A 24,685-nucleotide genomic window follows, 5' to 3' on the forward strand; every position below is an offset into this window, starting at 1 on the left:
CGTTGCATGTCAACGCGATACGAGCGCCACTGATGCCGGCACCCACGCGGACGTCGCGGGAGGCGTGGATCGACGCCGGCCTGACGGCACTGGCGGCCGGCGGTCCGGACGCCGTGCGAGTCGACGTCCTCGCGCAGAACATGGGGGTGTCGCGTGGCGGCTTCTACCACCAGTTCCCCAGCAAGCCAGCCTTTCTCGAGGAGTTGCTCGACACCTGGGAACGCCGGAGCACCGACGAGGTCCTGGATAGGGTCGAGAGCGAAGGCGGTGACGCCCGCACCAAGGTCGGCAGGGCGGGCATGCTGACGTTCTCGGCTGCGCTGCTGCCCGTCGACCTCGCAGTGCGGGACTGGGCACGCCGGGATGCCGAGGTGGCCGAGCGACTGAGGCGCGTCGACAACAGCAGAATGGACTACCTGCGTTCGCAGATCGCGACGTTCCGCGAGGACGCCGACGACGTGGAACCCCTTGCGCTGCTGGCATTCTCACTGGCGATCGGCAACCACTTAGTGGCCGCCGACCACGACGGCCGCAGCCGCGCGCAGATACTGCGGCGCGCCACCGCACTCCTGTTCGGGTGAACGGCTACCAGACGCGCACGTAGTCGACGAGCATGTCCGCCGGGTAGGTGCCGCCCGAGGGGTCACCGCCGCCGGAGCCCGCGACGGCGAGATTGAGGATCGGAAAGAGCGTGTAGCCCGGGGTGTTGAACGGCCAGTCCGGGAGCGCCGTGGCCGGCACGTCGAAGTACGGTTGCGCACCGTCGACGTAGTCCTTCCAGAATCGGATGCCGTTGGCATCCCACTGGGTACGCCAGGTGTGCCAGCCGCTGTCCACCGCGATGGTCTGGCTCGAGTGCTCTCCGCCGTTGAGTTTGGCGTGGACGGTGGTTCCCGGCGCCCAGCTGCCGTTGCCGTACCACTCCATGATGTCGACTTCGCCGCCGTTGACGGGGCTGTTGTTGGCCAGGTACCAGGCCGGCCACGCGCCGGGAGTAAGGCAGTTGAGTTTTATCCGCGCTTCCCACGTGGTCCCGATCGGTCCGCGGTACCTGCCGAAGAGCTTTCCGCTATAGAACGTGTTGCCGTCCTTCGCCGCGTGGAAGACGAGGTTGGACTTGCCGTCGACGAAGACGTTGCGCCGATCGTCGCGGTACTGCCCGACGTTCCCGGGCAACTCCCAGAAGGTCGGGTCCTCCATGTCCTCCCGGGCCAGCGCCACCTCCCACTTGGAGGCATCGGGTGCCGAGCCGGCCGGACCGTCGAATTCGTCCCTGAACAGGTACTTGACTCCCGAGGGCGGCGCAGCGGGCGGGGGAGCGGCAGGCGCATCCCCTCGTGACGCGTACGCGGTGGCTTCGGGAATGGCGACCGCGGCGCCCAGCAGGCCGATCCCCGTCATCAGCATCAATCGGCGACGATCCATCTCAGACATGACGACCATGTAAGCCGCAACGTCGTGCCGGTTGCAAGTCGGGTGACCCGAGATCGGGAGGATCCGACGCGACGTCAGCCAGTGCGGACGACCGCCTCGATGCGTGCTGGGACGTGCTTGTGCCACGGCGTACCTGCATAGGAATCGCGCCACTCCGTCGACGTCAACGCGTTCGGTGCGACGCCCGGTGTCGTCGAAGACCCGTCCGCCTCCACGTAGTCGACGCCGTAGCCGTTGGGCAGCGACACGTGTCCGGCGAGCATCGCGTCGCTGATCTCCACGGTGGCCTCGGCCGTGCCCGCCGCGGTCGTGATCGTGGCCCGGTCGCCGTCACGGAGTCCGATCGCCGTCGCGTCCTGCGGGCTGATCCGAAGCGCACCGTCCACGTCGCGCTTGCGCCAGCTCGGGTCACGGAGGATGTCGTTCGCGGTGTAGGCGCGGCGCTCCCCGGCGGACAGCACCATCGGGTACTCGGCGCTGGTGAGGGTCTTCGGCGCGGATCGCAGGAAACGGACGTCGTCGAGCATCTCCGGCATCTCCACGGCTATCTTGCGATCGGGATGGGTGATCAGGGCGAAGTCGTCGGCGTACTCGTGCACCGTGAACGTCACGCCCGACCGACCCGTCAGGATCGCCTCGAACAACGCGTTGCCGTCGGGGTGACCGGCGCGTTTGACCGCCTCCGGGTAGGCCATGGCCGTCTTCTGCGCCAACCCCCACAGCGCTGCAGCACCCGCCAGGCCCTCGGGCAGCGCCGGCCCCAACGTCTCGTACAACACGAAGGGCAGCACCCGGCCCAGCCCGGGGTTGGCGCTGACGGCGACGAGGAAGGCCCGCGCATAGGCGTCCAACCCCTCGGCGGCGGCCCGGTGCAGCGGCGCCAGTTCCGCATCGTCGACGACGCCGAGGGCCCGCACCAGCCTGGCCCAGATCTCCGGCTCGGCCAGCGTTCCCGGCAGGGGACTCAGAACGGGATGGCGCAGCTGAAACGTGTTGTGCGGAAACTCCAGATTGAAGAACGTCGCCTCGGGCTTCTCGAACTGACTCGCCGCGGGCAGCACGTAGTCGGCGAGCCGAGCTGTCTCGGTCATGGCGACGTCGATGACGACGAGCAACTCCAGCGACTCGAGCGCCGCGCGTACCGCGGCGGAGTCGGCGACCGAGTGCGCCGGGTTGCTGCTCTCCACGATCATGGCGCGGAAGCGGTCCGGATGGTCGGTCAGAATCTCCTGTGGCACGACGTTGCTCGGCACCAGCCCCGCGATGACGGGAGCTCCAGTGACCGGCGTACGACCCACCCCGCCGACACCGAACAGCGGCGCGAACGACGAATGTAGATGCTGGCCACCACGTTTGGCGAAGTTGCCGGTGAGGATCCACAGCAGCTTGTTCAGATACGAGCAGAGCGTGCTGTTCGGCGCCTGCTGGATGCCGAGGTCCTCGAAGACGGACACACTGGCGGCCGATGCGATCCGGCGAGCCGCCGTGCGCAGCAGTTCCTCGTCGACCCCGCAGCGCTGCGCGTAGTCGCCGATCGGCACGTCGAGCAGCACTGCACGAACCACCTCGACGTCGTTGACGTGATCGGCCAGGAAGGCCTCGTCGCAGAGCTTCTCCTGCACCAGGACCGCGGCCAGCGCCGCAAGGCACCACGCGTCGGCGCCGGGCTGCACGCGCAGGTGGAAGTCGGCGAGCTTCGCGGTGTCGGTGATGACGGGGTCGATGACGATCATCGACCGGGCCGGATCCTTGGCAATGTCGTTTAGCACGACGCGAGCCCGCGGAAAACTCTGCGACATCCACGGGTTCTTGCCGATGAACACCGACACCTCGGCGTGCTCGAACTCGCCGCGCGTGTGCCCGCCGTAGAAGTGGGCGTCGACCCAGTGCTCGCCGGTCTTCTCCTGCGCGAGGGCGTTCGACCGGTATCGCGAACCGATCGCCTTGAGGAACGCACCGCTGTAGGCACCACCGAGGTGATTGCCCTGCCCTCCGCCGCCGTAGTAGAAGATCTTGTCGCCGCCGTGCTCGTCGCGGACCTTCGCGAAACCGCCGGCGATCTCGGCGATCGCGGTGTCCCAGTCGATCTCCTCGTAGCTTCCGTCGGAGCGCCTGCGCAGCGGCGAGGTCAGCCGGTTGCGACTGTTCTGATAGTGATCGAGGCGCAGCGCCTTGTTGCAGGTGTAACCCCGTGACGCGGGATGCTGCTTGTCGCCGCGAATCTTGGCCAGCTTGCGGTCGTCGACCTGCACGACGATGCCGCAGTTGCACTCGCACAGGATGCAAGCGGTCGGCTGCCATTCATCGGTCATCTCACGCACTCCCTCGTTCGGCCTGCAGAAGCGACCGCAGTTGGCGGTGCGTCGAATCCAGTGGTCCCACGTCTCGGGTCGCCCTGGCGATGACGACGGCGCCTTCGATCGCCGCGGTGAGCAACACCGAGAGTTCCCCCGCGCGATCCTCGGCGATGCCGTCGTCGACGAGTCGCTGGGAGATCAGGTCGGTCCAGCGCTTGAACGCCGCGCCGGCGCGCTCCAGCACGGCCGCGTTCTCGTCCTTGGCGGGATCACCTGCCTCGACTGCCACGGCCACCACCGGGCAACCTGCCCGGAACTCGGTCTTGGTCAACTGTTTTCGAAAGCCGGCGACGACTGCGTCGAGTACGTCCAGACTGGTTGTGGCACTTGATATCTGGGTCGCGACGTGGTCGCTGGCGAAGTCGACGGCTTCACACAGCAGTTGTGCGCGTCCGCCGGGAAAGTAGTGGTAGGCCGAGCCGCGCGGAGCACCGCTGTGTGCGAGGACGTCCGACATCGCCGTCGAGTGGGCGCCCCGCTCGCGGATGAGCACGGCGGCGGAGGCGACCATCCGATCGCGAGGGGAGACCACGTCGTCACGTCCCTTCGGGCTGCATTATGTAGAGCATCATACATAGCAGACCGGAAACCCCGCCGACTCTGCGTCCTGGGCGAGGGCTTCTCGCACGTTTACGCCGTGAGTGCAGAGCCCGGCGAGCAGGAACGGGCGTCAGACGCCGGCGGCCTCGTTGAGTGCGTTGAGCGTGCCTGCCGCGTCGAGGTACTCCTGGACCCAACGCTCGATGACTGCCGAGGTCTTCTCCACCTTCTCGAACTGTCCGACGACCTGGCCGACCGGGTTGAACGCGACGTCCACCGTCTCGTTGGGGTACTTGTGCGTGGCGGCCACCGCGAGGCCGGAGACCATGAACTGAAGCGGCATGCCGAGCGGCTTCGGATTGTCCGGGTTGTCCCACGCGTCGGTCCAGTCGTTGCGCAGCATGCGCGCCGGCTTTCCGGTGAACGAGCGGCTGCGCACGGTGTCGCGGCTGCCTGCCTTGACGTAGGCCGCCTGTTGAACCGGGGTGTTCTCGGCTTCCTCGACCATCAGCCACTGGGAGCCGGTCCATGCACCCTGCGCACCGAGGGCCAACGCGGCGGCGATCTGCTGTCCGCTGCCGATGCCGCCTGCCGCGAGAACCGGAACGGGCGCGACCTCCTTGACCACCTGCGGCCACAGCACGATCGAGCCGATCTCGCCGCTGTGTCCGCCGGCCTCGCCGCCCTGGGCGATGATGATGTCGACGCCGGCGTCTGCGTGCTTGCGCGCCTGGCTCGGCGACCCGCAGAGTGCCGCGACCGTGCGTCCCTCGGCGTGGATGTGCTCGATCATGTCCCTGGGCGGAGTGCCGAGCGCGTTGGCGATCAGCGTCATCTTCGGATGCTTGAGTGCCACCTCGACCTGCGGGGTGGCGGTCGCCTCGGTCCAACCGAGCAGCCGCAGCGTGCTCTCGTTGTCCTCGTCGGTGAGCGGTACTCCGTGATCGGTCAGAACCTTGCGGGCGAAGTCGAGGTGCTCCTGCGGCACCATGTCCTGCAGCATCTTCGAAAGCTCGTCGGCGGACAGGTTCGAGTCCATGCCCTCGTACTTGTTGGGGATGACGATGTCGACGCCGTAGGTGTGGTCACCGATGTGCTCGTCGATCCAGTTGAGTTCGATCTCGAGTTGTTCGGGTGTGAAGCCCACCGCGCCGAGGACTCCGAAGCCTCCCGCCTTGCTGACGGCGACGACGACGTCGCGGCAGTGGGTGAACGCGAAGATCGGGAACTCGATGTTCAGACTTTGCGAAAGAACTGTCTTCATAGGAAAATGTAACACGTTCTAGTTTGGTGCCATCGGGATCGACGCGGGTGGGGCCTCGACTAGTTGGAGGCGTCCCAGTCGGAGACTGACTGGATAGGCGGCACGTAGCGCGGTGCCCTGTTGTAGCCGATCTCGGGATTGTTGGCCCCCGTCTCCCTGATCAGCTTCATCTCCAACGCACGAACCTCGGCGTCCGATGCTGTCTCCGACTCCCACAAGATCTCCTTGCGAACCTTGAAGTCCAGGCGGTGCGCCTCGTTCTCGGCGGCGATACGAGCCTTCACGAAGACACTCGGACTGCCAAAATAGGTTAGGTTTCCGATGCCGAGCAGGTCACATCCGACGTAGATCTTTCCGTTGGGGTACGTGATCTTGTAGACCTGCTTCCGTCGCGGCACACCCGAACGCTACCGGTGGGGGGGCCGTAAGCCGACCCGAACCGATCCCTCGACCGCCCACGTATCCGCATAGTCGGAGGGGCGCGGTGACGGCCCCGCGATCTCCCGAATGCTGTGCAGGTACCGGTGGTGCCTGCGACTGCGATCTGTTGGCGCACAGCGCCGTACAGAGCCTCTAGGGCATATTCGTACAGCTCCTGAGCCTGTATCAGGCCGTCTGCGGAGACGGCTGTCATCACCAGCACCGGCAGCGAGAACTGCCGGGGAAGGTCGGGGGGTCTGGCCAAGCCAGGCGAGCGAGTTGCTCGTTTTTTGACACATGCGTGAGTGCGGCGCGATAAAATGCATCCTCAGCGTTCACGACCTGCTGTGATGGCCGTGCGCGGGGGTCCGACTGGGGGAAGGTAAACCAATGACGAAGCACGTCGCCAGCACCACGAAGAAGTTCCTCGCCGCCGGTGGTTTAGCGTTCGGACTGGCTGGCTTCGGCCTGTTTGCGGGCGTCGGCACCGCCGTTGCCGATGGCACTTTGCCCGACACGGGGACTTACGACGAACTTATCGAGGTTCATGACGGCACCTCGGTGAACAACATCGTCGACAGCAACGCCACCCACGAAGTGCCCGACACGGGGTCTTACGATGAACTGCTCAACATTGGGGACGCGAACGGTTTCCAAGGAGATAAGCCGTAGGCGCGTTGCGTCCCGGGTGCCACCGGCTCGGCGGATGGAGACCATCGGAAACGTCTGGTAGTCCACGTCCGGGACGACCGAGACGACCGAGACATCCGGCAGGGCCTCCCGCAGAATCGGGAGGGCCACCCGCTGAGGACGGATCACGATCGAGTCATCACGTACTCAGCGCGAGCTGTACGCGCCGAGCCGTTGTAGATCATCGCGTCACCTTCGATGCTGTACCGCTTACCGTTCCATTCAATCTGCGACTGAGCGCCGAGGATGCTCGGGTAGTTGATCAACCGGAGCCGGTAGCGGCTCTCGGTGTTGAACCCACCGACGGCATTCTCAGTCGAGCTGATCGGTTGAATACGGGCCTTGTACGTCGTCCCTATCAGAGAGGGTCGTGAGACCCGGTTGCCGTCTGAGTCGTACTCGACGGCTGCCACTTCCTGAAACACACGGACCACTTCATTCCCCCTGCTAAGCAGCGACATTCGCGTACTCCTCTGCTGTTCTGTCGAACTTCTCCCGGTTTACGGTTGCCGCACACGGGACGAGATTCCAAACCGCGTGAACCCCGCCGCGTGCGAGCGGCGTCATGTGGTCTAGGTGGAAGTCATCGCCTAGGGGCTCTTCGCTGTAGTAGCACCGGGTCGGGTTGATCCCCCGAGATTCCCAGTGGGCCAGTAGGTCCGCTGAGGTGAACCTTTCAACTACACAACCGAGCTGGCGAGCTTTCCAGCTACCTGTATTGAGCCGAGCCCACAATGGGTCTCCAGCAAGCTTGTGCCTGGCGTGACTGCTGTTCGTGGCTTTGCGACGTTCGGGATTATTGGCGGCGGATGTCTTCGCGCTGAGCACGGCACACGCCTTGCAAATGCCGTGCAGGCCGTCCCACTTGGACCGGCTCACTGCAAAGCTCGCTACCCCCTTTGTGACCATGCACTTCGGGCAGTGCTTCAGATCTCGGGCCAGTAGTTCCTCGCGCCGCGCCCGTTCTGCCTTGCCGATAGATGACACCTCAGCCCCCCGTCCCGAACGACGGGCGACCGGCCGGTGCAACGAGATTCGGCACTATCTGGAACATCTTGCTGGGCCTGATGCCCAGCGTCTGCCACTCGTCCGCAGTGACGCGGAGGCTGTTGTCGGCAGCCTCGCGTGACAGTTGGTAGCCGTACTGGCCGTCCTGCTCGCTGAACAACCCATCCGGGTTCCGCACGCAGCGGTAGACGGCCTCTGCGGCGATGTCTCGAACGTCCTCGGCGTCGATGTCGCCGGCCGAGATCTTCTCGGCCAGGTCAGGGATCCTGCGGACGAGCATCCGCTCCACCTGGGCCAGTCGGCGCTCGACTGATATGTAGGTCGGTTTGTCAAGTGGCAGGGTGAAGCGGCGGCCGCAACCGTCGTTGGGGCCGCCGCTTCGTTGACCGGATGAGGGTCTCGGTGACGTCGAGCGTGTCGTGTCGACGCGTTGTCAGTCTGAAATACGCGGGTTGGTTACCGCAGGACGGGACTTTCGAGTCGGAGTGGACCGCTGGTCTAGAGATCGAGCGTCATCAGTTGAGTTGTGCTGCAACATGATTGCTCATAGCCGAAACGCGGGTCACTCCCAGACGCTTGCCACGCCACCAAGGGTGGTGTCATCCGGACAGTTGTGGGGTGTCAGTCGGGCAGGACCGCCAAGGACCAGCACCAGCCGGCGAGTTCACGGGCGATCGCGGCGTTGGCGACCACGGAACGTTTCTTGCGTTCATCGAAACGCAGCCAGCGGGCGTGCAGACGCCGGTTGGCGGCCTGACCACGTGCGCGGGCGGCCGGGGAGGCGGCGTCCCAGCGTCGCCGCAGATCGACGCCGGGCCGGTACGGTGCCCGGTGGTGCCAGGCTGCTTCGACCAGGAGTCGGCGGGCGTGACCGTTGCCGGTCTTGGTGACCCCACCCTGAGACCGGGTGCCGCCCGAGGAGTTCTCGGTGGGCACCAACCCCACGTAGGCGCCGATCGAGCGGCCGGTCAGCCGATCCCAGTCGCCGATCTCGGTGGCCAACCCGAACGCCGTCAGCGTGGCGATGCCGCGGACACACCCCAGCCGGGTGACCACCGGGGTGAACACCGAATCAGCGGCCATCTCGGTGATCGCCGCGTCGAGGCGGGTGCGGCGGTCCAGGGTGCCCAGCATGGTGTCCAAGGCGCTGTCATAGGCCAGCTGCAGCCCGCGGGCCTCGAAGCGGTGGGTCCGCAACCACCGTTCGTGCCGCGTCGTCCACGCCTTGCCGTCGCAGTAGACGATGCCCTGGCGCAGCAGCAGTTTCGAGAGCCGGTGCCGGGCGGCCATCAGATCCCCGCGGCAGTCCTCCCGCGCCCGGACCAAATCTCGGGCAGCCTCCTGCTCGACACTGGGGACGGTGACCGCGGTGATCTCACCCAGATGCAGCAACCGGGCCAAATGACGGGCATCGCGGGCATCGGTCTTGACCCGATCCCCGGCCGGGCGCTGCAACTTCGACGGCGCCGCCACCACACACGTGATCCCGGCGGCATCCAGAGCCCGGGCCAACCCGAATCCCGTCGGCCCGGCCTCATAGGTCACGACCGCCGGGGCCGGTAGCGACCCGATCCACTCCAAGATCTCTCGGTGATCCGGAGTCAACCGTCGCTCGAACACCTCACCCGTCGACCGGTCCAACCCACACCCAACCACCGATCGTGCGTGCACATCCAATCCGATACTCGTACCATGAATTTCCACTGGGGCCTCCCACATCTGTCGGCTCTACCGGCCAGGACCACTTCCTGTCGGCAACCCACGTTCACATGTGAGCGAGGCCCCAGCCCCTCATACCGTCTAGCGCCGTCTCCTCGGGAGACAGCTCCCGTTCGGAGGCTCCCCGCTAAATCAATTGTTCGAATCGATCACAGTGGAGATGCCACCCCGCGTAGTCGAAGACGAAAAGCCGAAACGTCGGCGTCGGCAGAAGGCGATCACACCGCGAACCGAAACTTGACACCTACCGGGGAAGGTCGCCCGACACCCGCGCTCGGGCGTGTCGATCGCTCAGTCGGGGACTCTGTATCGAGCCCGCTCCTCAGCGGCTCGGGCTTCCCACGACTGGAACTCCTCCGGGTCCATGTCGAGCGCGAACATGTGAACCATCGCCTGCCCGTTCGTCCGGTAGCGCCCCTCTCCCTTCGGGACCGCCACCTCCGCACGCACCTTCCGCTTGATCAGCAGTTGCCGCCGCGACTCGGTGTCGGCGCTCTCCCACACCTCCGCGTATGTCTGGGGCTGTTCGCGCCACTCCCAGCGTGCCGACGATGTCGGGAGCTTCTCCAGCACCGCGATGCGGCGGTCGATGGCCTCCAGTTGGTTCTGGTACAGCTTCCTCATCGTGTCCGAGGTTGCCGTGCCCAGCATCGGGGCGATCTCCTCGGCGGCTCGTACCGCCTCGTCCAGTTCGGCCTGGCGGTCCTCGGCCGGGATGAACACCTTCTCCTTGACGTTCTCGTCGCCGTAGATCCCGAGGAACGTCTCCTCGCACGACTCCTCAAGTTCATCGGCCTTGATGATGTTCGCGTCGGCGTGCGCCTTGACGTGGCCGTCCGCACCGCCGTTGCACTGGTAGTACCGGTAAAGCTTCCCGTTCCTGCGGTGCTGGCGAATGTGCAGCGGCTTCCCGCACACGTCGCAATCGCAGACCGGGCCACTGTGCGGGCTGTTGTTGCACCCCGGCTTGTGCAGCTTCACGCCACAGAACGCCACGCCCAACAACGGCGAGGCGTTGGTTGACCGGCTGCTGACCTGGAATGACCGGGCGGCGAGTGCGGACTGTAGCTGGTCGAACCTGTCCTGATCGATCAGCGGAGGGCCTTTGAGGACCGGTAGGCCGGTCTCGTCTCGGACGGTGCTGCCGTTGTGCGTCATGTGGCCCAGCAGGGCCTTCGAACGCAGTTGCTGACGTAGGTGTGCGTTGCTCCACTTGCCGCCCTTGATCGGCTTCCCGGCGCGTTGGCGCTGGTAGTCCAGCGGAGACAGCTCGCCGGCCTCGTTCAGCTCGCGGGCGATTGACTCCGTCGACTTTCCAGCGAGCACCTTGTCGATGATCTCCCCCAGCACCTTGGACGAGTGCTCGTCTGGGACTAGCTCCCAACCGGCGGCGTCCTGGCGCTCTGCGGCTTTGTAGCCGTAGAAGACCTTCCCGCCACCCCAGCGGCCGGTCTCGCGGAGCTTCTTCTGCGATGCGAGGGTCCGCTCCTTGATCGCCTCCCGCTCACCCTCGGCGAGGAACGCGATGACGTTGGCGATCAGTCGGCCCACCGGGGTCGACAAGTCGATGCCCTCCGTACACGACGCCACGGTCTTGCTGTGCTCGATGGCCCAGCCGAAGAGCTTGTTGAGGCGAATCGCGTCACGGCCGAGCCGGTCCAGCTTCCACGCGGCGAGGATGTCCCACTCGGTGGCCCGCTCCTGGGTCAGCCACGGCCCAAGGGCCGGGGTGTCGAACGGGTCCACCGAACCGGACACGTCCAGGTCTTCGGCCCAGCCGACGATCTGGTGATCGTTCGCCTTGGCCCAGTTCTCTATCAGCTCTCGCTGACGCTCGACAGAGGTAGATTCCTCGGAGGCTCTGGAGAGCCTCACCCTTCCAAGTACGCGCATGTCAGCAGGGTAGCGGCTCGTTCGCAAAGTCTCAAGATCGGGAACTCGATGCCGAGCTGGTCGCAGAGGGGAGTGTGCATGCCGGGTTGCTCCTCGAAGTGGGGCCGTGAAGAACCAGAAGGCGAACTGGAACGTGTTCTAGTTTAGTACCTTCGTCGAGCGCCGTTGGCGACTGGGCCCATTCCGTACGATCAGTTCGCACTCGACATCAGCCGAGAACGCAATTGCCGTTCTTAAGAATGCTCTTGACACACACGATCGTGCCGCCGGAGGACACCGCCGTGACGCACTGGCTCAACCACTCGCTCGTCCTCGCATCCGACTATCGGGTGTCCAACCCCGAGCGCGTCGGACCGCTGCTCGAGCGCAGGAAGGATGCCCTCGTCGATCTCGGGGCGCATCACGTGCTGGTCTACACGTCGACCACCGACCCCGAACGCGTGCTGGTCATGATCGCCGTCCACGCTCGCGAACCGGTGCTCGACCTACTGCGGTCCCGCGTCTTCTTCGAGTGGTTCGATGCGGTGGGCGTGGAGGACATCCCCGCGGTCTTCGCCGGCGAACTGATCGAGCGACTGGAGCTCACCCCCGAGGCGGCGACCACCGTCCCCGAGGTGATGGTCTCGATGGTGACACCGGTCGACGACCTGGCGACGCTCCGCAGTCACGTCCGCGACACCAGCATCGGCATGCACAACGCCGGCGTCCGCAGGGTGACGATCTTCAGCGCGTTCGACAATCCGCTCGAAGTCATGATGCTGCTGCAGATCGACGACGAGGAGCACGCGCAACACTGGCTGAGCGACTCCGAGTTGGCCGCCGAATGGCTGACCAAGGCCGGAATCGGCGCTTATCCGCCCGTTTTCGTCGGCCGGTTCCAGACCATGATCCGCATCGGCGAGGCCACGGGCTCCGCCCACGCGGACGATCGCTGATGTACGTCTGCCTCTGCGCAGGCGTCACCAATCAGACGGTCGCCAACGCCGTCGACGCCGGTGCGAGGACTTCGAGAGAAGTCGCCGATGCGTGCGGCGCGGGCGGCGAATGCGGACGCTGTCGTCGCACCGTGCGGGCCATCATCGACTCCCGCCGAACCGCCGAAGGACCGCGGCAGGTCCCCGGCGCGCAGGAGCGGCGCTGACCTTCAGCACCGGCCAACCGTTGCGCAGCGCCTCCGCTGCCAGGCCGGCGCGCGGATTCACCGGCCGGGGATGGCCGATGACCCGCATCAGGGCGGCGTCCTCGTCACCGTCGGCATAGAAGTAACTGCCTCGGAGGTCGACTCCGCCCTCATCGGCGAAGCGCATGACCGCCTCGGCCTTCCTGGCGCCCCAAATGATCGGCGTGACGATTCCGCCGGTCAGCCGCCGTGCGTCGTCCACCTCGAACTGATTGCAGATGACGCGCTCGATGCCCAGGAATCGCGCCACCGGCTCGGCGTGGATCGTGAGCGCCGAGGAACTGAGCACCACGGTGTGACCACGATCCTGATGGGCGCGAACGACGTCGTGCATCTGAGCGAACACCCGCGTCTCGATGTGGCGGCGGAAGAGGTAGTCACCAAGGTCGTCGAGCTCGTCGAGTGAGTCGCCCCGCAGGTAGCCCGCCGCCCGCACGACGAGCCGCTCGAACTCCATTCGACCCAGCCGGTACCGCATAGAGGCCTCGAGAACCCCGATGACCTCCCCGATGCTGGCCTGACGGGCGTGGATTCGGTGCCCAGCGTGCGCGGTCGCCGTGAAGCCCGAGACCAGCGTGCCGTCGAGATCGAAGAAGGCGCCAACATGGCGGCCCTGCGGACCCGACGCGATCTCCTCGAGCTGGCGCGCCACGGGCGCATCCGGGTTCATGTAGCTCCTGGTGACACTGGTGGCGACGGCTGCCCGCCTCGAGACTCCATTGCAGCACCACTTCCAATGGACCGTGGCCGAGACGGTGTTACCGGTAGATGACATCCTAGGGGGGTCAACCACCGGCTGATGGGCACGATGACGCACCCATCGGATAGGTTCGACCACGGCGGTTTCAAATTCGCGCGAGGTTCAGCCAGAGCCCGAGGCGGGGGAGAATGGCGACACGCATTGCTTCGATGCGGTTAGACATGGAAGACGGACTTTGAACGAACAACGGGAATCGACCGACGGCACTCCTACGGCATCCGGATCGACCTGCGAAGTCACCGAACGATGGATCGGTCAGGTCGCCGTCATCGCCACCTCAGGGGTAGTCGACATGATCACCGCACCCCAGCTCGAGGAAGCGATCCACGCCTCGTTCGCCAAGTCACCCGAGGGCATCGTCGTGGACTTCACCGACGTCGAGTTCCTGGCGTCGGCCGGCATGGGAGTAATCGTGGCGGCACACGACGCGGCGCCAGAAGGCGTCGGCATCCACATCGTCGCAGAGGGACCTGCCACCAGTCGGCCCCTCAAACTGGTCGGCATCGCCGACATCGTGCCGCTGCACCCCACTCTCGACGAGGCGCTTGCGGCCCTTTCCGCGTAGGTACGCATAGTCGGTCGGTCCACGGGGTACCACATAGAGCCATGATCGATTCAATTGCCAAGGCTGACGTCTCGCACGCCGAACGTTTCGAGCGCGTCGGCGTGCCGGCCGATCCGCGTATGGCGGCGCAGACCCGTGACGAGTTCGCGAGGTGGCTGCACGGCGCATTCGTGCTAGATCCCTACCGCGCCAACGATCTGACGCTCGCGACCTACGAAGCCCTCGCCAACACCGCTGAATTCGCTTATGTATCCATGGGTCTCACGGGGACCATGGACGTGCGAGCGTCACACGACCCCACCGAATCGACTCTGACGGTCACCGTCGCGGACCGCGGGTTGTGGCGGACCGCACCCCCGACCCCCGGCGACCGGACTCGTGGCCGCGGGATTGCACTCATGAAGGCCCTGTCCGACCGGGCGTCCATCCAGACGTCCACCGACGGCACGTCCGTTCGGCTGGTGTGGGTGGGCGTCCACCAGCGCTGACTAGCCGATGGACACGACGCCCCGCCCCGTCACCAACGGCAGATCCAGCGTGGTTCGGATACCGGGAGCGGCCGCCACCACGTCGGGTATCGAGTTCACGATTCTGGCCGCCGCGGCGAGTATTGCCGCGTAGGGCGCACCGCCGTGGCGGCTGGTGGGAATGATGTCGACGACATACGACGGTTCACCGGTGATCTCGACCCGGTACGAACCGCCCGGGTGTGCGGGCTGCGCCCAGTCGGGCCGGAGGTCGGCGTGCAGGCGCGTGACGTGCTCGACCACGACGACGGGCGCACCGTTGACCATGCCCTCGATCTGAAAGCGAAGCGCCGCAACCGTTCCCTTGGCGATGTGCCCGGCCGCCACGTCCAAGTCCTCGGGAGCCGGCTCCTGCTCCACCGAGTCCCTGATCTCGTCGACCTCGACGCCGAGGCCTGCCGCCAGCTGCCTGATAGCCGTACCCCACGCAATGCTGAGGACACCGGGCTGGAACAACATGGGGAAGTCCCCGATGTCGTTGCCGAACCCCATCACGTCGAACATCACCGTCACGCCGTCGTACGTGGCGTAGTCGGCGATCTCCATGGTGCGGATCTGCTGGATGCTCTGGCAGGTTCCGGCCAGGGCGAAGGGCAGCAGGTCGGTGGCGAACCCGGGATCGACGCCGGTGATGAAGACACTCGAATCACCCTGTCGCGCAGACTCTTCGACGCGTTCGATGTACTTGTCGGGGATCACCTGCCACGGGTACTGCAGAACACCGGGGGCTGAGCCCACCACGTTGATGCCCGCGGCCAGGAACAGGCGGACGTCGGCCATCGCCTCCGGCAGTCGGACGTCACCCATCGCGCAGTAGACGACGCACTCCGGCTTGGCGGCCACGATCGCGTCGAGATCGTTGGTCGCCACGACGCCCGTCGACACGTCGAGGCCGGCGAGCTCGCCGGCGTCCTTGCCGACCTTGGCCTCGGACGAGACCCACACTCCGGTCAGATCGAAGCGCCGGTCGGTGATCAACTGCTTGAGTGCGAGGCTGCCACAGTTACCGGTGCCAATGAGCGCAACGCGGATCGCCATTCATTTCTCCTCACGATGGATGCCCTGCAGTATGCGGGCCGAGCCCCCGAATTGGAACAGGTTCTAGTTCGAAAACCGCATGCGGTAGCCTGACCCGTCATGGGACGCGTGGACGAAAAAGTTGCACTGATCAGCGGCGGGGCGCGGGGAATGGGCGCCGCGCACGCACGGATGCTGGTCGCCGAGGGCGCAAAAGTGGTCATCGGCGACATCCTCGACGAGGAGGGCAAGGCCCTGGCCGACGAGATCGGGGAGTCGGCGCGCTACGTCCACCTCGACGTCACCGAAGCCGACCAGTGGGAGGCCGCCGTCGTTACCGCGGTGGCCGAGTTCGGCAAGCTCGACGTTCTGGTCAACAATGCCGGCATCGTCGCGCTGGGCAAGATCGGCAGCTTCGACATGGCCAAGTGGCAGAAGGTCATCGACGTCAACCTCACCGGCACCTTCCTCGGAATGCAGGCCTCCGTCGAGGCGATGAAGGCAGCCGGCGGCGGATCGATCATCAACGTCTCGTCGATCGAAGGCCTGCGGGGCGCCCCGATGGTGCACCCCTACGTGGCGTCGAAGTGGGCGGTGCGTGGGCTGGCCAAGTCGGCCGCAATCGAACTCGGCAAACACAACATCCGGGTCAACTCACTGCATCCCGGCTTCATCCGCACGCCGATGACCAAGCACTTCCCCGAGGACATGGTGACGACGCCGCTCGGCCGCCCCGGTCAGTCCGAAGAGGTGGCCACGTTCATCGTGTTCCTCGCAAGCGACGAGTCGTCGTACGCGACGGGCAGCGAGTTCGTGGTGGACGGCGGCCTGGTCACCGACGTGCCGCACAAGGACATGTTCTAGGCGCGAGCGCCGACGGTGGCGATCGCGTCGACGACGGCCGCGGGGTTGTCGAGGGCGACGAACGTGCGCGCCCCGGGCACCTCCACCCAGGCCGCATTCGGGAAGAGCGCCGCGAGCCTGCGCCCGAGAGCCGGCGTGAAGCAGCGGTCGGCCATGCCCCACACCAGGGTGACCGGCTTGGTGAACCGTGGCAGTCGCGTCGCCACGTCGACGAGGTCGGTCTTCGCGACGGCGCGCAGCAGGGTGGCCAGGTTGCGGGCGATCCGAGGATCGGCGCTCATGGGCTCCACCCAGGAAGCAGTCAACGCTTCGTGGTTCTCCAACAGCAACCCGTAGCCCAGGGGCGAATGCCTGAGTGCCCGAGCCTTCATCAGTTTGGACAGCAGCCGGATCGACGTCGGACCCCGCATCGTCGCGAAGACGGCGTTGAACGGGAACGGCGGGAACTTCTCGAAGGCATCGCAGTTGGTCAGCACCAGCCGCCCGACGTCCTCGGGATGGGCGTCGACGAGCAACTGGCAGAGCCCACCGCCGGTGTCGTTGCCCACCAGCGTGACGTCGCGCAGATCGAGCGCGACGATGAGTTCGTGCACCACCTCGGCGACCGTTCCCGGGGTCAGCGGCACCGACGGATCCACGGCAATTGTGTGCGAGCCGAGCGGAAGGTCCGGAAGTATGCATCGAAAGCCGTTGTGCGCCAACTGCTCTGCAACCTTCGACCAGAGCCGGTGATCGACCAGGATGCCGTGGACGAACAGCACCGGGGGATGGGGCGAGTCGTCGGGACCCAACACGCGGTATTCGATGGTCGCTCGTTGCAACTTGACCTGCGGCATGTGGGCTAACCTCCTGATCACAAGTTACGAACACTCGGTATGGAAGTTACGTGCAGCCTGTATGAAAGTCAACGGTGATACGCCGCCGGCCCGCCGCACACAGACGGAGCGCACCGCGGCGACCCGCGCCCGCCTGCTCGAGGCGGGCAGGCAGTTGTTCGCCATCGATGGCTTCGCAGGCGTCTCGACGCAGGCGATCGTCGACGCGGCCGGGGTGACGCGGGGCGCGCTCTATCACCAGTTCGGCGACAAGACGGGACTGTTCGCGGCGGTGTACGAAGAGGTCGAGCGGGACCTCGTCAGCACCATCACCACCAGAATCGTCACGGCCGCGCCCCCGGATCAGCTGGCCGCGATGCGGATCGGCGCCCGACTGTTCCTGGAGGAATGCTCGCGGCCCGACGTGCAGCGAATCGGGTTGATCGATGCGCCCGCCGTCCTCGGCTGGGCCCGGTGGCGCGAAGTCGGCATGAAGTACGGCCTCGGAGTGATCGAGGCGATGCTGGCCGCGGCGATGGCCGACGGGGTCATCCCCGAACAGCCGCTCCGCCCGACGGCGCACATCCTGTTGGGCGCACTCGACGAGGCCGCCCTCTTCATCTCCCGCGCCGACGACACCGACCAAGCCCTCGATCAGATGTACGCGGTCTGCGATCGCCTCATCAGCGGCATCGCGGGCAGGTAAGCCCGCCCGTCGATCGGCAGGCACAATGAAGGCCCCCGCGTCTTCCCTGACGCGCCCCCGTGCCAGGAAGGAGTAGCACCATCGCGCCCGAGATGCGCCGAACCGCAATCCTGGGCTTCGTGGTTCTCCTCGTCCTGCTGCTGATCAGCACTGGGGACCTGCCCCGCTTCGCCAGGCCCGAACCCCCCGCCCAAGAGGTCCAGTTGTCCGACGGCTGGCAGCTGGCATCTGCCCGGGACGTAAGGGACGACGGCTCGGCCATCTCACTCGAGGGATACCGCGGACCCAACTGGCACGACGTTCATCGCATGCCCGCCACCGTCCTGCAGGCACTCGAGGACGACGGGACCTACCCGAACCTCTATTACGGCAAGAACCTCGCCGAAGAAGTGCCCCAGGACCTCTGGAGACAGGACTGGTGGTATCGCACCACGTTCGACGCCCCGGCGGGCCACACCGCGTATCAACTGAACTTCCCCGGAATCAACTACCGCGCCGAGATGTGGCTCAACGGCCGCCTCATCGCCGACGCCAGGCAGATCGTCGGCATGTACGTCGACCACGACCTGGACGTCACGCAATGGATCCGGCCCGGTCAGACCAACACGCTTGCGGTCAAGGTGACACCCGAGCGGTCGTTGCAGGACATCGACGGGGTCGAGCTGGCGGACAGCTGGTTCGACTGGATCAACTGGAACTATCTGGGCTACCAGGGGCCAGACAAGAATTCCGGCAACGGCAACTCCTTCGTCCCCGACCGCAACGCGGGAATCTGGAAGCCCGTGACACTGCGGATGTCCGGCCCGGTCGCGATCGCCGCTGCAACGGTGAACACCGAACTGCCCCTGCCGAATACCGATTCCGCCCGCCTGTCCATCTTCACCAACGTGCGGAACTTCTCGACCGACCGCATTCGGGGTGTCGTACGGGCCACCATCAGCCGGCCGGGCAAGCCGGACGTCCAGGTCGAACGGGCGGTCAGCCTGACACCGGGTGAGCAGCGCGAAGTGAGCTTCACCGCAACGGATTTCAGCCAACTCACCGTGGCGAACCCCGACCTGTGGTGGCCGTACACCATGGGCGATCCCGACATGTACGACCTGCGCTTGGAGTTCCGCCAGTTCGGCAGTCCGGTCGACGAGACTCATCAACGATTCGGCGTGCGGACCATCTCCCAGTTCCGCGACGACGACGAACGGTTCCCCGAGTTGGGCACCGGTGGCAGCTTCTACCTCCAGGTCAACGGCCGCGACTTCCTGGTGCGCGGCGCGACCTACACCCCAGACCTGCTGTACGCGTATGACCCGAACCGCGAGGACGCCATCCTGTCCTACGTCCGCGACCTGGGCCTGAACATGCTGCGACTGGAGTCGAAGATCCCCGACGAACGCTTCGTCGAAGCCGCTGACGAGCTGGGCATCCCGTTGATGGTCGGATGGATGTGTTGCAACCAGTGGGAGAAGTGGCCGCAGTGGGACGAGGAGGACAACCGCGTCGCAAGGGACAGCCTGCGGTCCCAGGTCACCATGCTGCGTTCCCACCCGTCCGCATTCGTCTGGGCCAACGCCAGCGACGGCCGACCGCCCGACGAGGTGAGGGACGACTATCACCAGATTCTGCGAGACCTGCACTGGCAGAACGCGATCGTCGACACGGTGTCGTCCTACACCACCGACGCCGAGGGCGAGCGATTGTGGGACGGCATCCAGATGGCCGGACCGTACACGTGGCGCCCGCCGTCGTACTGGTTCAGCGGGCGGTATCGCGCCGCCAGAGGCGCCTCGGCCGAACAGGGCGACAACGAACACATCCCGCCGTTCGCGAGCCTGCAGGAGTTCATTCCGCCGGACAAGCTGTGGCCGATCAACGACTACTGGACGTTCCACGCCGGTTCCAACCCCGGCAACGCCGCGCTGACCAGCATCCAACTGGCCATCAATCGCCGCTACGGTCCGTCCAGCGGGGCCTACGAGTTCGCGCGCAAGGCGCAACTGGCGCACTACGAGTCCACCCGCGCCCAGTTCGAGTCGTTCGCCGCCCTCGGCTGGGCCGGCCACAAGATGACCATCTACTGGATGCTGAACAACCATTGGCCGTCGTTCTTCGGCAACGTCTTCGACTACTACCTGCGCCCGGGCGGCGCGTACTACGGCGCCAAGAAGGGGTTGCGGCCTCTGTCCGCGGTCTTCGACTCCTATGCGACGGGGGACCACAGCCAAGCCAAGGTCACCGTGGTCAACCAGACGCCAGGTGACGTCAGGGACGTCCGGGTGCGGGTCAGGGTCTACGACCTCCAGGGCAGGCTGCGCGACGACCAGACAACCGGAAACCTCGACGTGGCGTCGGGAGGCATCGCGCCGGCCATGACGCTGCCGCGGGAGGCGCGCGATTCGAGGGTGTTCTTCGTGCGTTGCGAAGTGCTCGACGCGTCGGGCAAGGTCGTCGACGAGAACGTGTACTGGCAGTCGCAGCGCAACGACAACGTCGGAGATCCCAACGGGGACTTCGCCTTCGAACTTCACCAGGACAGTTGGGCCGACATGAGAGCGCTCAACTCGATGACCAGGGTGCCCCTGGAGGTCTCGGCGAGGCGAACCTCGAGCGGTGAGGACGCCGAGGAAGGGGTCACGATCTCGCTGCGCAACCCGACCAGGCGGATCGCGTTCTTCGAACGCGCCGAGGTGACGTCGACTCAGGACGGCGACGAAGTCCTGCCCATCACCTACGACGACAACTACGTGACGGTGTTCCCGGGCGAGACGGTCGACGTGCACGCCACGGTGCCGTATCGCTCCGCTCCGGCCGACTGGGTGCGCGTCACCGGGTACAACACGTCACCGGTCGTGGTACCCGTCTCGTAGACCGGACGCCCGCGCAGCCACCACGCGGTTGCGCCCAGGACGTAGGCGCGGTGTCCGAGATGGGCCATCAGAGGTGCGACCCACACCCAGTGGTGGCTCCGGTTGAACGGGGACAACGCGGCCGAGGACATCCCCACGATTGCCAACCCCGCGTGGCCACGCCGCCACGCCAGCACCGCGACCGCCAACGCCACGACGGCCAGAACCGCGGTCGCGACGGTGGTCGAGGCACCGACGACGTGCAGACGAACGAACAGACCCTTGAGGCTGGTGTTCGCCACGGGATCACTGGTGATCCGCGCGACGTCGTCGAACCCGCCGCGGAGCCAGAAGTTGCCGGAGTCCCCGGGCAGGAAGATGAATCCGAGCAGGACCGTGGCGGCGAACGTCAGCAACGCCACCACCGCGGCCCGCCGCCGACCGACGAGGAACAAGTAGACGATGAACAACGCGGGCACGAGCTTGATGCCCGCGACGATGCAGACACCGACGCCGGCCCACCGACGCCTGTCCGACCCCAGCACGTCGGCGACGACGACGGCGAGGATGACGAGATTGACCTGTCCCAGTTGCAGTGACAACCGCACCGGCTCCAGCCAGCAGACGAGACCGGTCAGCATTGCGCCGAGACCCCACAGCTCGGTCGAGGTGGTCATCCCGAGACCCACGAGCGAGCGTCGGACGACGTAGACCACCAGCGCGGCGTTCACGATCAGTCCCGACACCTGCGCAATCAACGGTGTAATCAAAGTCAGCGGCACCGAGCACAGCGCGGCGAACGGCGGGTAGTCGAACAACAGCGTGTGCGGGTTGCCCGTCAGTCCGATCGCGTCGAGATCCTGGCCCGCGAGCACCCGGGAGGCACCGAATCGGTAGACCAGAAGATCGACCTGACCAGCGAGGTTGGGCCATCGCACGTACATTCCCACGTGTACGCGGTCAGAGCCGCGAGGAGGACGACGGACCCGTACACGCGCACCCACGCGTTTGCCTTCATCGACATCGGCCTCGACGGTACGGAGGTTCGCTGGACGGTTCCTGAAAGCCGGGGCGGCCGCACGGGACCGAACCCCTACCGGGAGGATGTCCCCATGAGCTCATCCGAGAGGAGCCGACGATGACCACGCCGGACATGCGGTCGGAACTCGCAGAGATCACTGCCGCCGCGGGCTGGGACCGCCGCGTGGACGACCGGGTGGACATCTACCTGCGGGGTTCCACGCGGGTCCGGGTCATCTGGCGCGGCAACGATGCGATCAGCGGGGCATCCCGCTACCAGGACGACAACCTGGAGACGTACTCGCGGGATCTGGACACGGTCAAGGGCTGGCTGGCCAGGTAGTCATTCCGCCCGCTGCCTCGTCATGACGGCGCGGAGTAGCGACGCCGCTGCCACCGCGCTCCGGCAACGCACGAAGGAGGTCCGGTTCCGCGTGCACGACGCGGCCTGCGATGCGGCGGAGGAAGCACTGCGCAAAGCGCTTGGAGACGAGCAGTTCGATGAGCTTCACGAGGAGGGGTTCGCACTGACGCCCAACGAGGCGATCGCTTCTGCCCGGCGAGGCCGCGGCGAACGCAAACGACCATCCAGCGGATGGGCGTCCTTACCCCGGCCGAACGCGACGTCGTCCGGCTGCTCAGCGAAGGCCTGCCCAACGAGGAGATCGCCGCGCGCCTCTTCATCTCGCCGCGCACGGTGCAGTCCCACCTCACGCACGTCTACGCGAAACTCGGTGTCAGCTCCCGTGTCCAGCTCGCTCAAGAAGCCGCGCGCCATCCCGACTCCTGACCGCCCGTCGTAGTGTCATACCCGTGAGCGCACGCGCGGGCATCGTCGTCACCGGAACCGAAGTACTCACCGGACGCGTCCAGGACCGCAACGGTCCGTGGCTCGCCGATCGGCTGCTCGAGCTCGGCGTCGAGCTGGCGCACATCACGATCTGCGGCGACAGACCTTCGGACATCGAGGCTCAGCTCCGGTTTCTCGCTGTGGAGGGCGTCGACCTCATCGTCACCAGCGGCGGGCTTGGCCCCACTGCCGACGACTTGACGGTCGCGACCGTGGCGCGGTTCTGCGGGCAGGAGTTGGTGCTGGACTCGGCGCTGGAGGACACCATCGCCGACATCCTCAAGAGGCTGATGGGGCGCTCGCATGCCTCGAGTGCCATCGACTTCGAGGCCGTGATGGCCGCGAATCGCAAGCAGGCCATGGTGCCTGCCGGCGCGGAGATCCTCGGTCCCGTCGGTACGGCCCCCGGCGTCGTCGTACCGGGAACGCCGACCGTGGTGGTGCTGCCGGGTCCGCCGCGCGAGCTACAACCGATGTGGGACAAGGCCGTGCAGACCGCGGGTGTGCAGGAGGCGATCGCCGGCCGCACCGAGTACGTGGTGGACACGATCCGCATGTTCGGGCTCCCCGAGTCCGGCCTTGCCGAGACCCTGCGTGACGGCGAGGTCGGCATCGCCGACTTCGATCGGCTCGAGGTCACCACCTGTCTGCGGCGGGGCGAGCTGGAGATCGTCACGCGCTACGAGCCCGATGCCGCCCCGGTGTACGCCGATCTGTTGGGGCTCTTGCGCGAGCGCCACGGACAGCAGATCTTCTCCGAGGACGGGTCGCTGGTGGACGATCAGGTGGCAGAGCTGTTGGCGGGCCGCACGATCGCGACGGCCGAATCCTGCACCGCGGGGCTGGTCGCCGCGAGGCTCACCGACCGGCCGGGATCGTCGGACTACGTCGCGGGCGGAGTCGTCAGCTACTCGAACGAGGCCAAGATGGAACTACTCGGCGTGGACCCGCAGCTGTTGGCCGATCACGGCGCGGTATCAGAACCCGTGGCGGAGGCCATGGCCGCCGGTGCATTGCAGCGATTCGGTGCCGACACCGCGGTGGCGATCACGGGTATTGCAGGCCCCGGGGGAGGCAGCGCCGAAAAGCCCGTCGGGACGGTGTGTTTCAGCGTCCGGCTCGCCGATGGCCCCACGCTGACCCGGACACTCCTGCTGCCCGGCAACAGATCCGACATCCGCGAACGATCCACCACCGTCGCCATGCACCTGCTCCGGCGGATCCTTAGCCCATCCGGCGACGCCAGCTGAGCTCTGATGTCTCTCTCGCTCAACGACACTCAGCTCAACGCCGTTCTCGACCAGTTACCGGCGCTCGCGGGCCGGGCGCGTCGGCTCGAAGACCTCGCCGGCGGGCTCACCAACCGCAACGTCAAGATCACCACGTCCGACGCGGTCTACGTGGCGCGCTGTTCGGGGATTTCGTCGACCTTGCTCGCCATCGACCGCGACGACGAGTACTACAACTCCCGGGCCGCCGAACGAGCCGGTGTCGGAGCGCCGGTCATCGACTACCGGCCCGACCTCGGCATCCTGCTCATCGGCTATCTCGACGGGGTCACCCTGACCAAGGACGACTTCTCCCGGCCGGGCGTCCTCGCCAAGGCGGCGCACGCCTGCCGAACCCTGCACGGCGGACCGCGGTTCAACAACGACTTCGACATGTTCGCGCTTCAGTCGTCCTACCTGAAGATCATCCGGCAGAACGGATTCCGGATACCCGACGACTATCTCGACTTCGAGGATCGCTTCGAGTCGATCCGACGGGCGCTCGCGCACCGGCACCAGACGACGGTGCCGTGCAACAACGACCTGCTGGCCGCGAACTTCGTCGAGGACGGCGAAAAGATCTGGCTGATCGACTACGAGTACTCGGGCAACAACGACCCGTGCTTCGAGCTCGGCAACATCTGGCGGGACAACCGATTGACACTCGAGCAGCTCGAGGAGTTGGTCACCGCATACCACGGCCGCTCCACGCGCCACGAACTCGCCAGGGCGCGCCTCCAGGGCACCGTGTCGCAGTACGGCTGGACGTTGTGGGGCTGCATTCAGAATGGAGGCAGCGCGCTGGACTTCGACTACTGGGAGTGGGGCATGGAGCGCTACGAGAACGCCGTCGAGGAGTTCAGGGGACCCGACTTCACCCGCCTGCTCGACGACGTCCAGGCCTCGGACTGAGATTGACATGACATCTACGGAACCACCGGATGAGAC

The 24,685-nt window shown here is 66.1% G+C and carries 24 protein-coding genes and 4 pseudogenes; 14 read left to right on the forward strand and 14 right to left on the reverse strand.

All coding sequences use genetic code 11. The features are described 5' to 3' along the window. Positions 1 to 32 precede the first annotated feature (32 nt). The gene (locus VET27_RS04205) at positions 33 to 581 is read left to right on the forward strand and encodes a TetR/AcrR family transcriptional regulator (RefSeq protein WP_526515448.1); all 549 of its coding nucleotides are present in this window, start codon (positions 33 to 35) and stop codon (positions 579 to 581) included. Positions 582 to 585: 4 nt separating this feature from the next. Here VET27_RS04205 and VET27_RS04210 read toward each other — a convergent pair whose 3' ends face one another. From VET27_RS04210 to VET27_RS04230, 5 genes are all read right to left on the reverse strand, one after another. Continuing rightward, entirely contained in the window at positions 586 to 1,434 is an 849-nt protein-coding gene (locus VET27_RS04210; RefSeq protein WP_526515450.1) for a glycoside hydrolase family 16 protein, read from the reverse strand. 74 nt (positions 1,435 to 1,508) lie between these two features. After that, positions 1,509 to 3,746 carry a molybdopterin-dependent oxidoreductase gene (locus VET27_RS04215; RefSeq protein ID WP_526515452.1) on the reverse strand — a complete coding sequence of 746 codons (2,238 nt, stop codon included), beginning with the start codon at positions 3,744 to 3,746 and terminating at the stop codon, positions 1,509 to 1,511. Between the two features lies 1 nt (position 3,747). After that, positions 3,748 to 4,323 carry a TetR/AcrR family transcriptional regulator gene (locus VET27_RS04220; RefSeq protein WP_526515454.1) on the reverse strand — a complete coding sequence of 192 codons (576 nt, stop codon included), beginning with the start codon at positions 4,321 to 4,323 and terminating at the stop codon, positions 3,748 to 3,750. Between the two features lie 138 nt (positions 4,324 to 4,461). Continuing rightward, complete coding sequence (locus VET27_RS04225) at positions 4,462 to 5,595, reverse strand: nitronate monooxygenase (protein ID WP_526515456.1); 1,134 nt, start codon at positions 5,593 to 5,595, stop codon at positions 4,462 to 4,464. A gap of 59 nt (positions 5,596 to 5,654) precedes the next feature. Next, entirely contained in the window at positions 5,655 to 5,993 is a 339-nt protein-coding gene (locus tag VET27_RS04230) for a GIY-YIG nuclease family protein (protein WP_526515458.1), read from the reverse strand. 412 nt (positions 5,994 to 6,405) lie between these two features. Between VET27_RS04230 and VET27_RS04235 the strand changes: the two genes are divergently transcribed. Continuing rightward, the gene (locus VET27_RS04235; protein ID WP_526515601.1) at positions 6,406 to 6,687 is read left to right on the forward strand and encodes a hypothetical protein; all 282 of its coding nucleotides are present in this window, start codon (positions 6,406 to 6,408) and stop codon (positions 6,685 to 6,687) included. A gap of 54 nt (positions 6,688 to 6,741) precedes the next feature. On the opposite strand, the pseudogene VET27_RS04240 reads toward VET27_RS04235, so the two are convergent. The 5 genes and pseudogenes from VET27_RS04240 to VET27_RS04260 form a co-directional block, all read right to left on the reverse strand. Continuing rightward, positions 6,742 to 6,834, reverse strand: a pseudogene (locus VET27_RS04240) (hypothetical protein); the annotation flags it as partial. A gap of 318 nt (positions 6,835 to 7,152) precedes the next feature. Then, on the reverse strand, positions 7,153 to 7,614 hold the full coding sequence (locus VET27_RS04245) for an HNH endonuclease signature motif containing protein (protein ID WP_526515591.1): 462 nt from the start codon (positions 7,612 to 7,614) through the stop codon (positions 7,153 to 7,155). 79 nt (positions 7,615 to 7,693) lie between these two features. After that, the gene (locus VET27_RS04250; protein ID WP_526515593.1) at positions 7,694 to 8,053 is read right to left on the reverse strand and encodes a Gp19/Gp15/Gp42 family protein; all 360 of its coding nucleotides are present in this window, start codon (positions 8,051 to 8,053) and stop codon (positions 7,694 to 7,696) included. A 281-nt stretch (positions 8,054 to 8,334) separates the two neighbouring features. Next, complete coding sequence (locus VET27_RS04255; protein ID WP_526515460.1) at positions 8,335 to 9,432, reverse strand: IS110 family RNA-guided transposase; 1,098 nt, start codon at positions 9,430 to 9,432, stop codon at positions 8,335 to 8,337. Positions 9,433 to 9,723: 291 nt separating this feature from the next. Then, positions 9,724 to 11,325: a recombinase family protein gene (locus VET27_RS04260; RefSeq protein ID WP_526515462.1), complete on the reverse strand. Its 1,602-nt coding sequence runs from the start codon at positions 11,323 to 11,325 to the stop codon at positions 9,724 to 9,726. A gap of 245 nt (positions 11,326 to 11,570) precedes the next feature. On the opposite strand from VET27_RS04260, the gene VET27_RS04265 reads away from it, so the two are divergent. Next, positions 11,571 to 12,260, forward strand: coding sequence for a fatty-acid--CoA ligase (locus VET27_RS04265; protein ID WP_526515464.1), 690 nt, complete (start codon positions 11,571 to 11,573; stop codon positions 12,258 to 12,260). Then, positions 12,260 to 12,466: a (2Fe-2S)-binding protein gene (locus VET27_RS04270; protein ID WP_526515466.1), complete on the forward strand. Its 207-nt coding sequence runs from the start codon at positions 12,260 to 12,262 to the stop codon at positions 12,464 to 12,466. Before VET27_RS04265 ends, VET27_RS04270 begins: the two co-directional genes overlap by 1 nt. On the opposite strand, the gene VET27_RS04275 is transcribed toward VET27_RS04270, so the two are convergent. Next, positions 12,402 to 13,175, reverse strand: coding sequence for an HAD family hydrolase (locus VET27_RS04275; RefSeq protein WP_526515595.1), 774 nt, complete (start codon positions 13,173 to 13,175; stop codon positions 12,402 to 12,404). The genes VET27_RS04270 and VET27_RS04275 overlap by 65 nt on opposite strands. A 265-nt stretch (positions 13,176 to 13,440) precedes the next feature. Here VET27_RS04275 and VET27_RS04280 point away from each other — a divergent pair, with 265 nt between their 5' ends. Beyond that, positions 13,441 to 13,830 carry an STAS domain-containing protein gene (locus tag VET27_RS04280; protein ID WP_526515468.1) on the forward strand — a complete coding sequence of 130 codons (390 nt, stop codon included), beginning with the start codon at positions 13,441 to 13,443 and terminating at the stop codon, positions 13,828 to 13,830. 41 nt (positions 13,831 to 13,871) lie between these two features. Next, the gene (locus VET27_RS04285; protein WP_526515470.1) at positions 13,872 to 14,318 is read left to right on the forward strand and encodes an ATP-binding protein; all 447 of its coding nucleotides are present in this window, start codon (positions 13,872 to 13,874) and stop codon (positions 14,316 to 14,318) included. On the opposite strand, the gene VET27_RS04290 is transcribed toward VET27_RS04285, so the two are convergent. After that, on the reverse strand, positions 14,319 to 15,395 hold the full coding sequence (locus tag VET27_RS04290) for an NAD(P)H-dependent amine dehydrogenase family protein (protein WP_526515472.1): 1,077 nt from the start codon (positions 15,393 to 15,395) through the stop codon (positions 14,319 to 14,321). Between the two features lie 99 nt (positions 15,396 to 15,494). Here VET27_RS04290 and VET27_RS04295 point away from each other — a divergent pair, with 99 nt between their 5' ends. Continuing rightward, positions 15,495 to 16,238 carry a glucose 1-dehydrogenase gene (locus VET27_RS04295; RefSeq protein WP_526515474.1) on the forward strand — a complete coding sequence of 248 codons (744 nt, stop codon included), beginning with the start codon at positions 15,495 to 15,497 and terminating at the stop codon, positions 16,236 to 16,238. On the opposite strand, the gene VET27_RS04300 is transcribed toward VET27_RS04295, so the two are convergent. After that, positions 16,235 to 17,074: an alpha/beta fold hydrolase gene (locus tag VET27_RS04300; protein ID WP_526515476.1), complete on the reverse strand. Its 840-nt coding sequence runs from the start codon at positions 17,072 to 17,074 to the stop codon at positions 16,235 to 16,237. The two genes, VET27_RS04295 and VET27_RS04300, sit on opposite strands and share 4 nt — an antisense overlap. Before the next feature lie 61 nt (positions 17,075 to 17,135). On the opposite strand from VET27_RS04300, the gene VET27_RS04305 reads away from it, so the two are divergent. From VET27_RS04305 to VET27_RS04315, 3 genes and pseudogenes are all read left to right on the forward strand, one after another. Continuing rightward, positions 17,136 to 17,759, forward strand: a complete 624-nt coding sequence (locus VET27_RS04305) for a TetR/AcrR family transcriptional regulator (RefSeq protein WP_526515478.1) — start codon at positions 17,136 to 17,138, stop codon at positions 17,757 to 17,759. 92 nt (positions 17,760 to 17,851) lie between these two features. Further along, positions 17,852 to 18,913 (forward strand): annotated as a pseudogene (locus VET27_RS04310) (glycosyl hydrolase 2 galactose-binding domain-containing protein); the annotation flags it as partial. Between the two features lie 921 nt (positions 18,914 to 19,834). Continuing rightward, positions 19,835 to 20,533, forward strand: a pseudogene (locus VET27_RS04315) (glycoside hydrolase); the annotation flags it as partial. Here VET27_RS04315 and VET27_RS04320 read toward each other — a convergent pair. After that, the gene (locus VET27_RS04320) at positions 20,494 to 21,543 is read right to left on the reverse strand and encodes a glycosyltransferase 87 family protein (protein ID WP_526515597.1); all 1,050 of its coding nucleotides are present in this window, start codon (positions 21,541 to 21,543) and stop codon (positions 20,494 to 20,496) included. The pseudogene VET27_RS04315 and the gene VET27_RS04320 overlap by 40 nt on opposite strands. A gap of 194 nt (positions 21,544 to 21,737) precedes the next feature. Between VET27_RS04320 and VET27_RS04325 the strand changes: the two genes are divergently transcribed. The 4 genes and pseudogenes from VET27_RS04325 to VET27_RS04340 all read left to right on the forward strand — a co-directional run bounded on the left by VET27_RS04325 (position 21,738) and on the right by VET27_RS04340 (position 24,649). Beyond that, positions 21,738 to 21,962, forward strand: coding sequence for a hypothetical protein (locus tag VET27_RS04325; protein WP_526515480.1), 225 nt, complete (start codon positions 21,738 to 21,740; stop codon positions 21,960 to 21,962). A gap of 46 nt (positions 21,963 to 22,008) precedes the next feature. Continuing rightward, a pseudogene (locus tag VET27_RS04330) lies at positions 22,009 to 22,409 on the forward strand (helix-turn-helix transcriptional regulator); the annotation flags it as partial. A gap of 23 nt (positions 22,410 to 22,432) precedes the next feature. After that, positions 22,433 to 23,719 carry a competence/damage-inducible protein A gene (locus VET27_RS04335; protein WP_526515482.1) on the forward strand — a complete coding sequence of 429 codons (1,287 nt, stop codon included), beginning with the start codon at positions 22,433 to 22,435 and terminating at the stop codon, positions 23,717 to 23,719. A 6-nt stretch (positions 23,720 to 23,725) separates the two neighbouring features. Then, the gene (locus tag VET27_RS04340) at positions 23,726 to 24,649 is read left to right on the forward strand and encodes a phosphotransferase (RefSeq protein ID WP_526515484.1); all 924 of its coding nucleotides are present in this window, start codon (positions 23,726 to 23,728) and stop codon (positions 24,647 to 24,649) included. Positions 24,650 to 24,685: the final 36 nt, after the last annotated feature.

Source organism: Mycobacterium sp. (assembly GCF_035633495.1).
In the GTDB taxonomy this organism is placed as follows: Bacteria; Actinomycetota; Actinomycetes; order Mycobacteriales; family Mycobacteriaceae; genus Mycobacterium.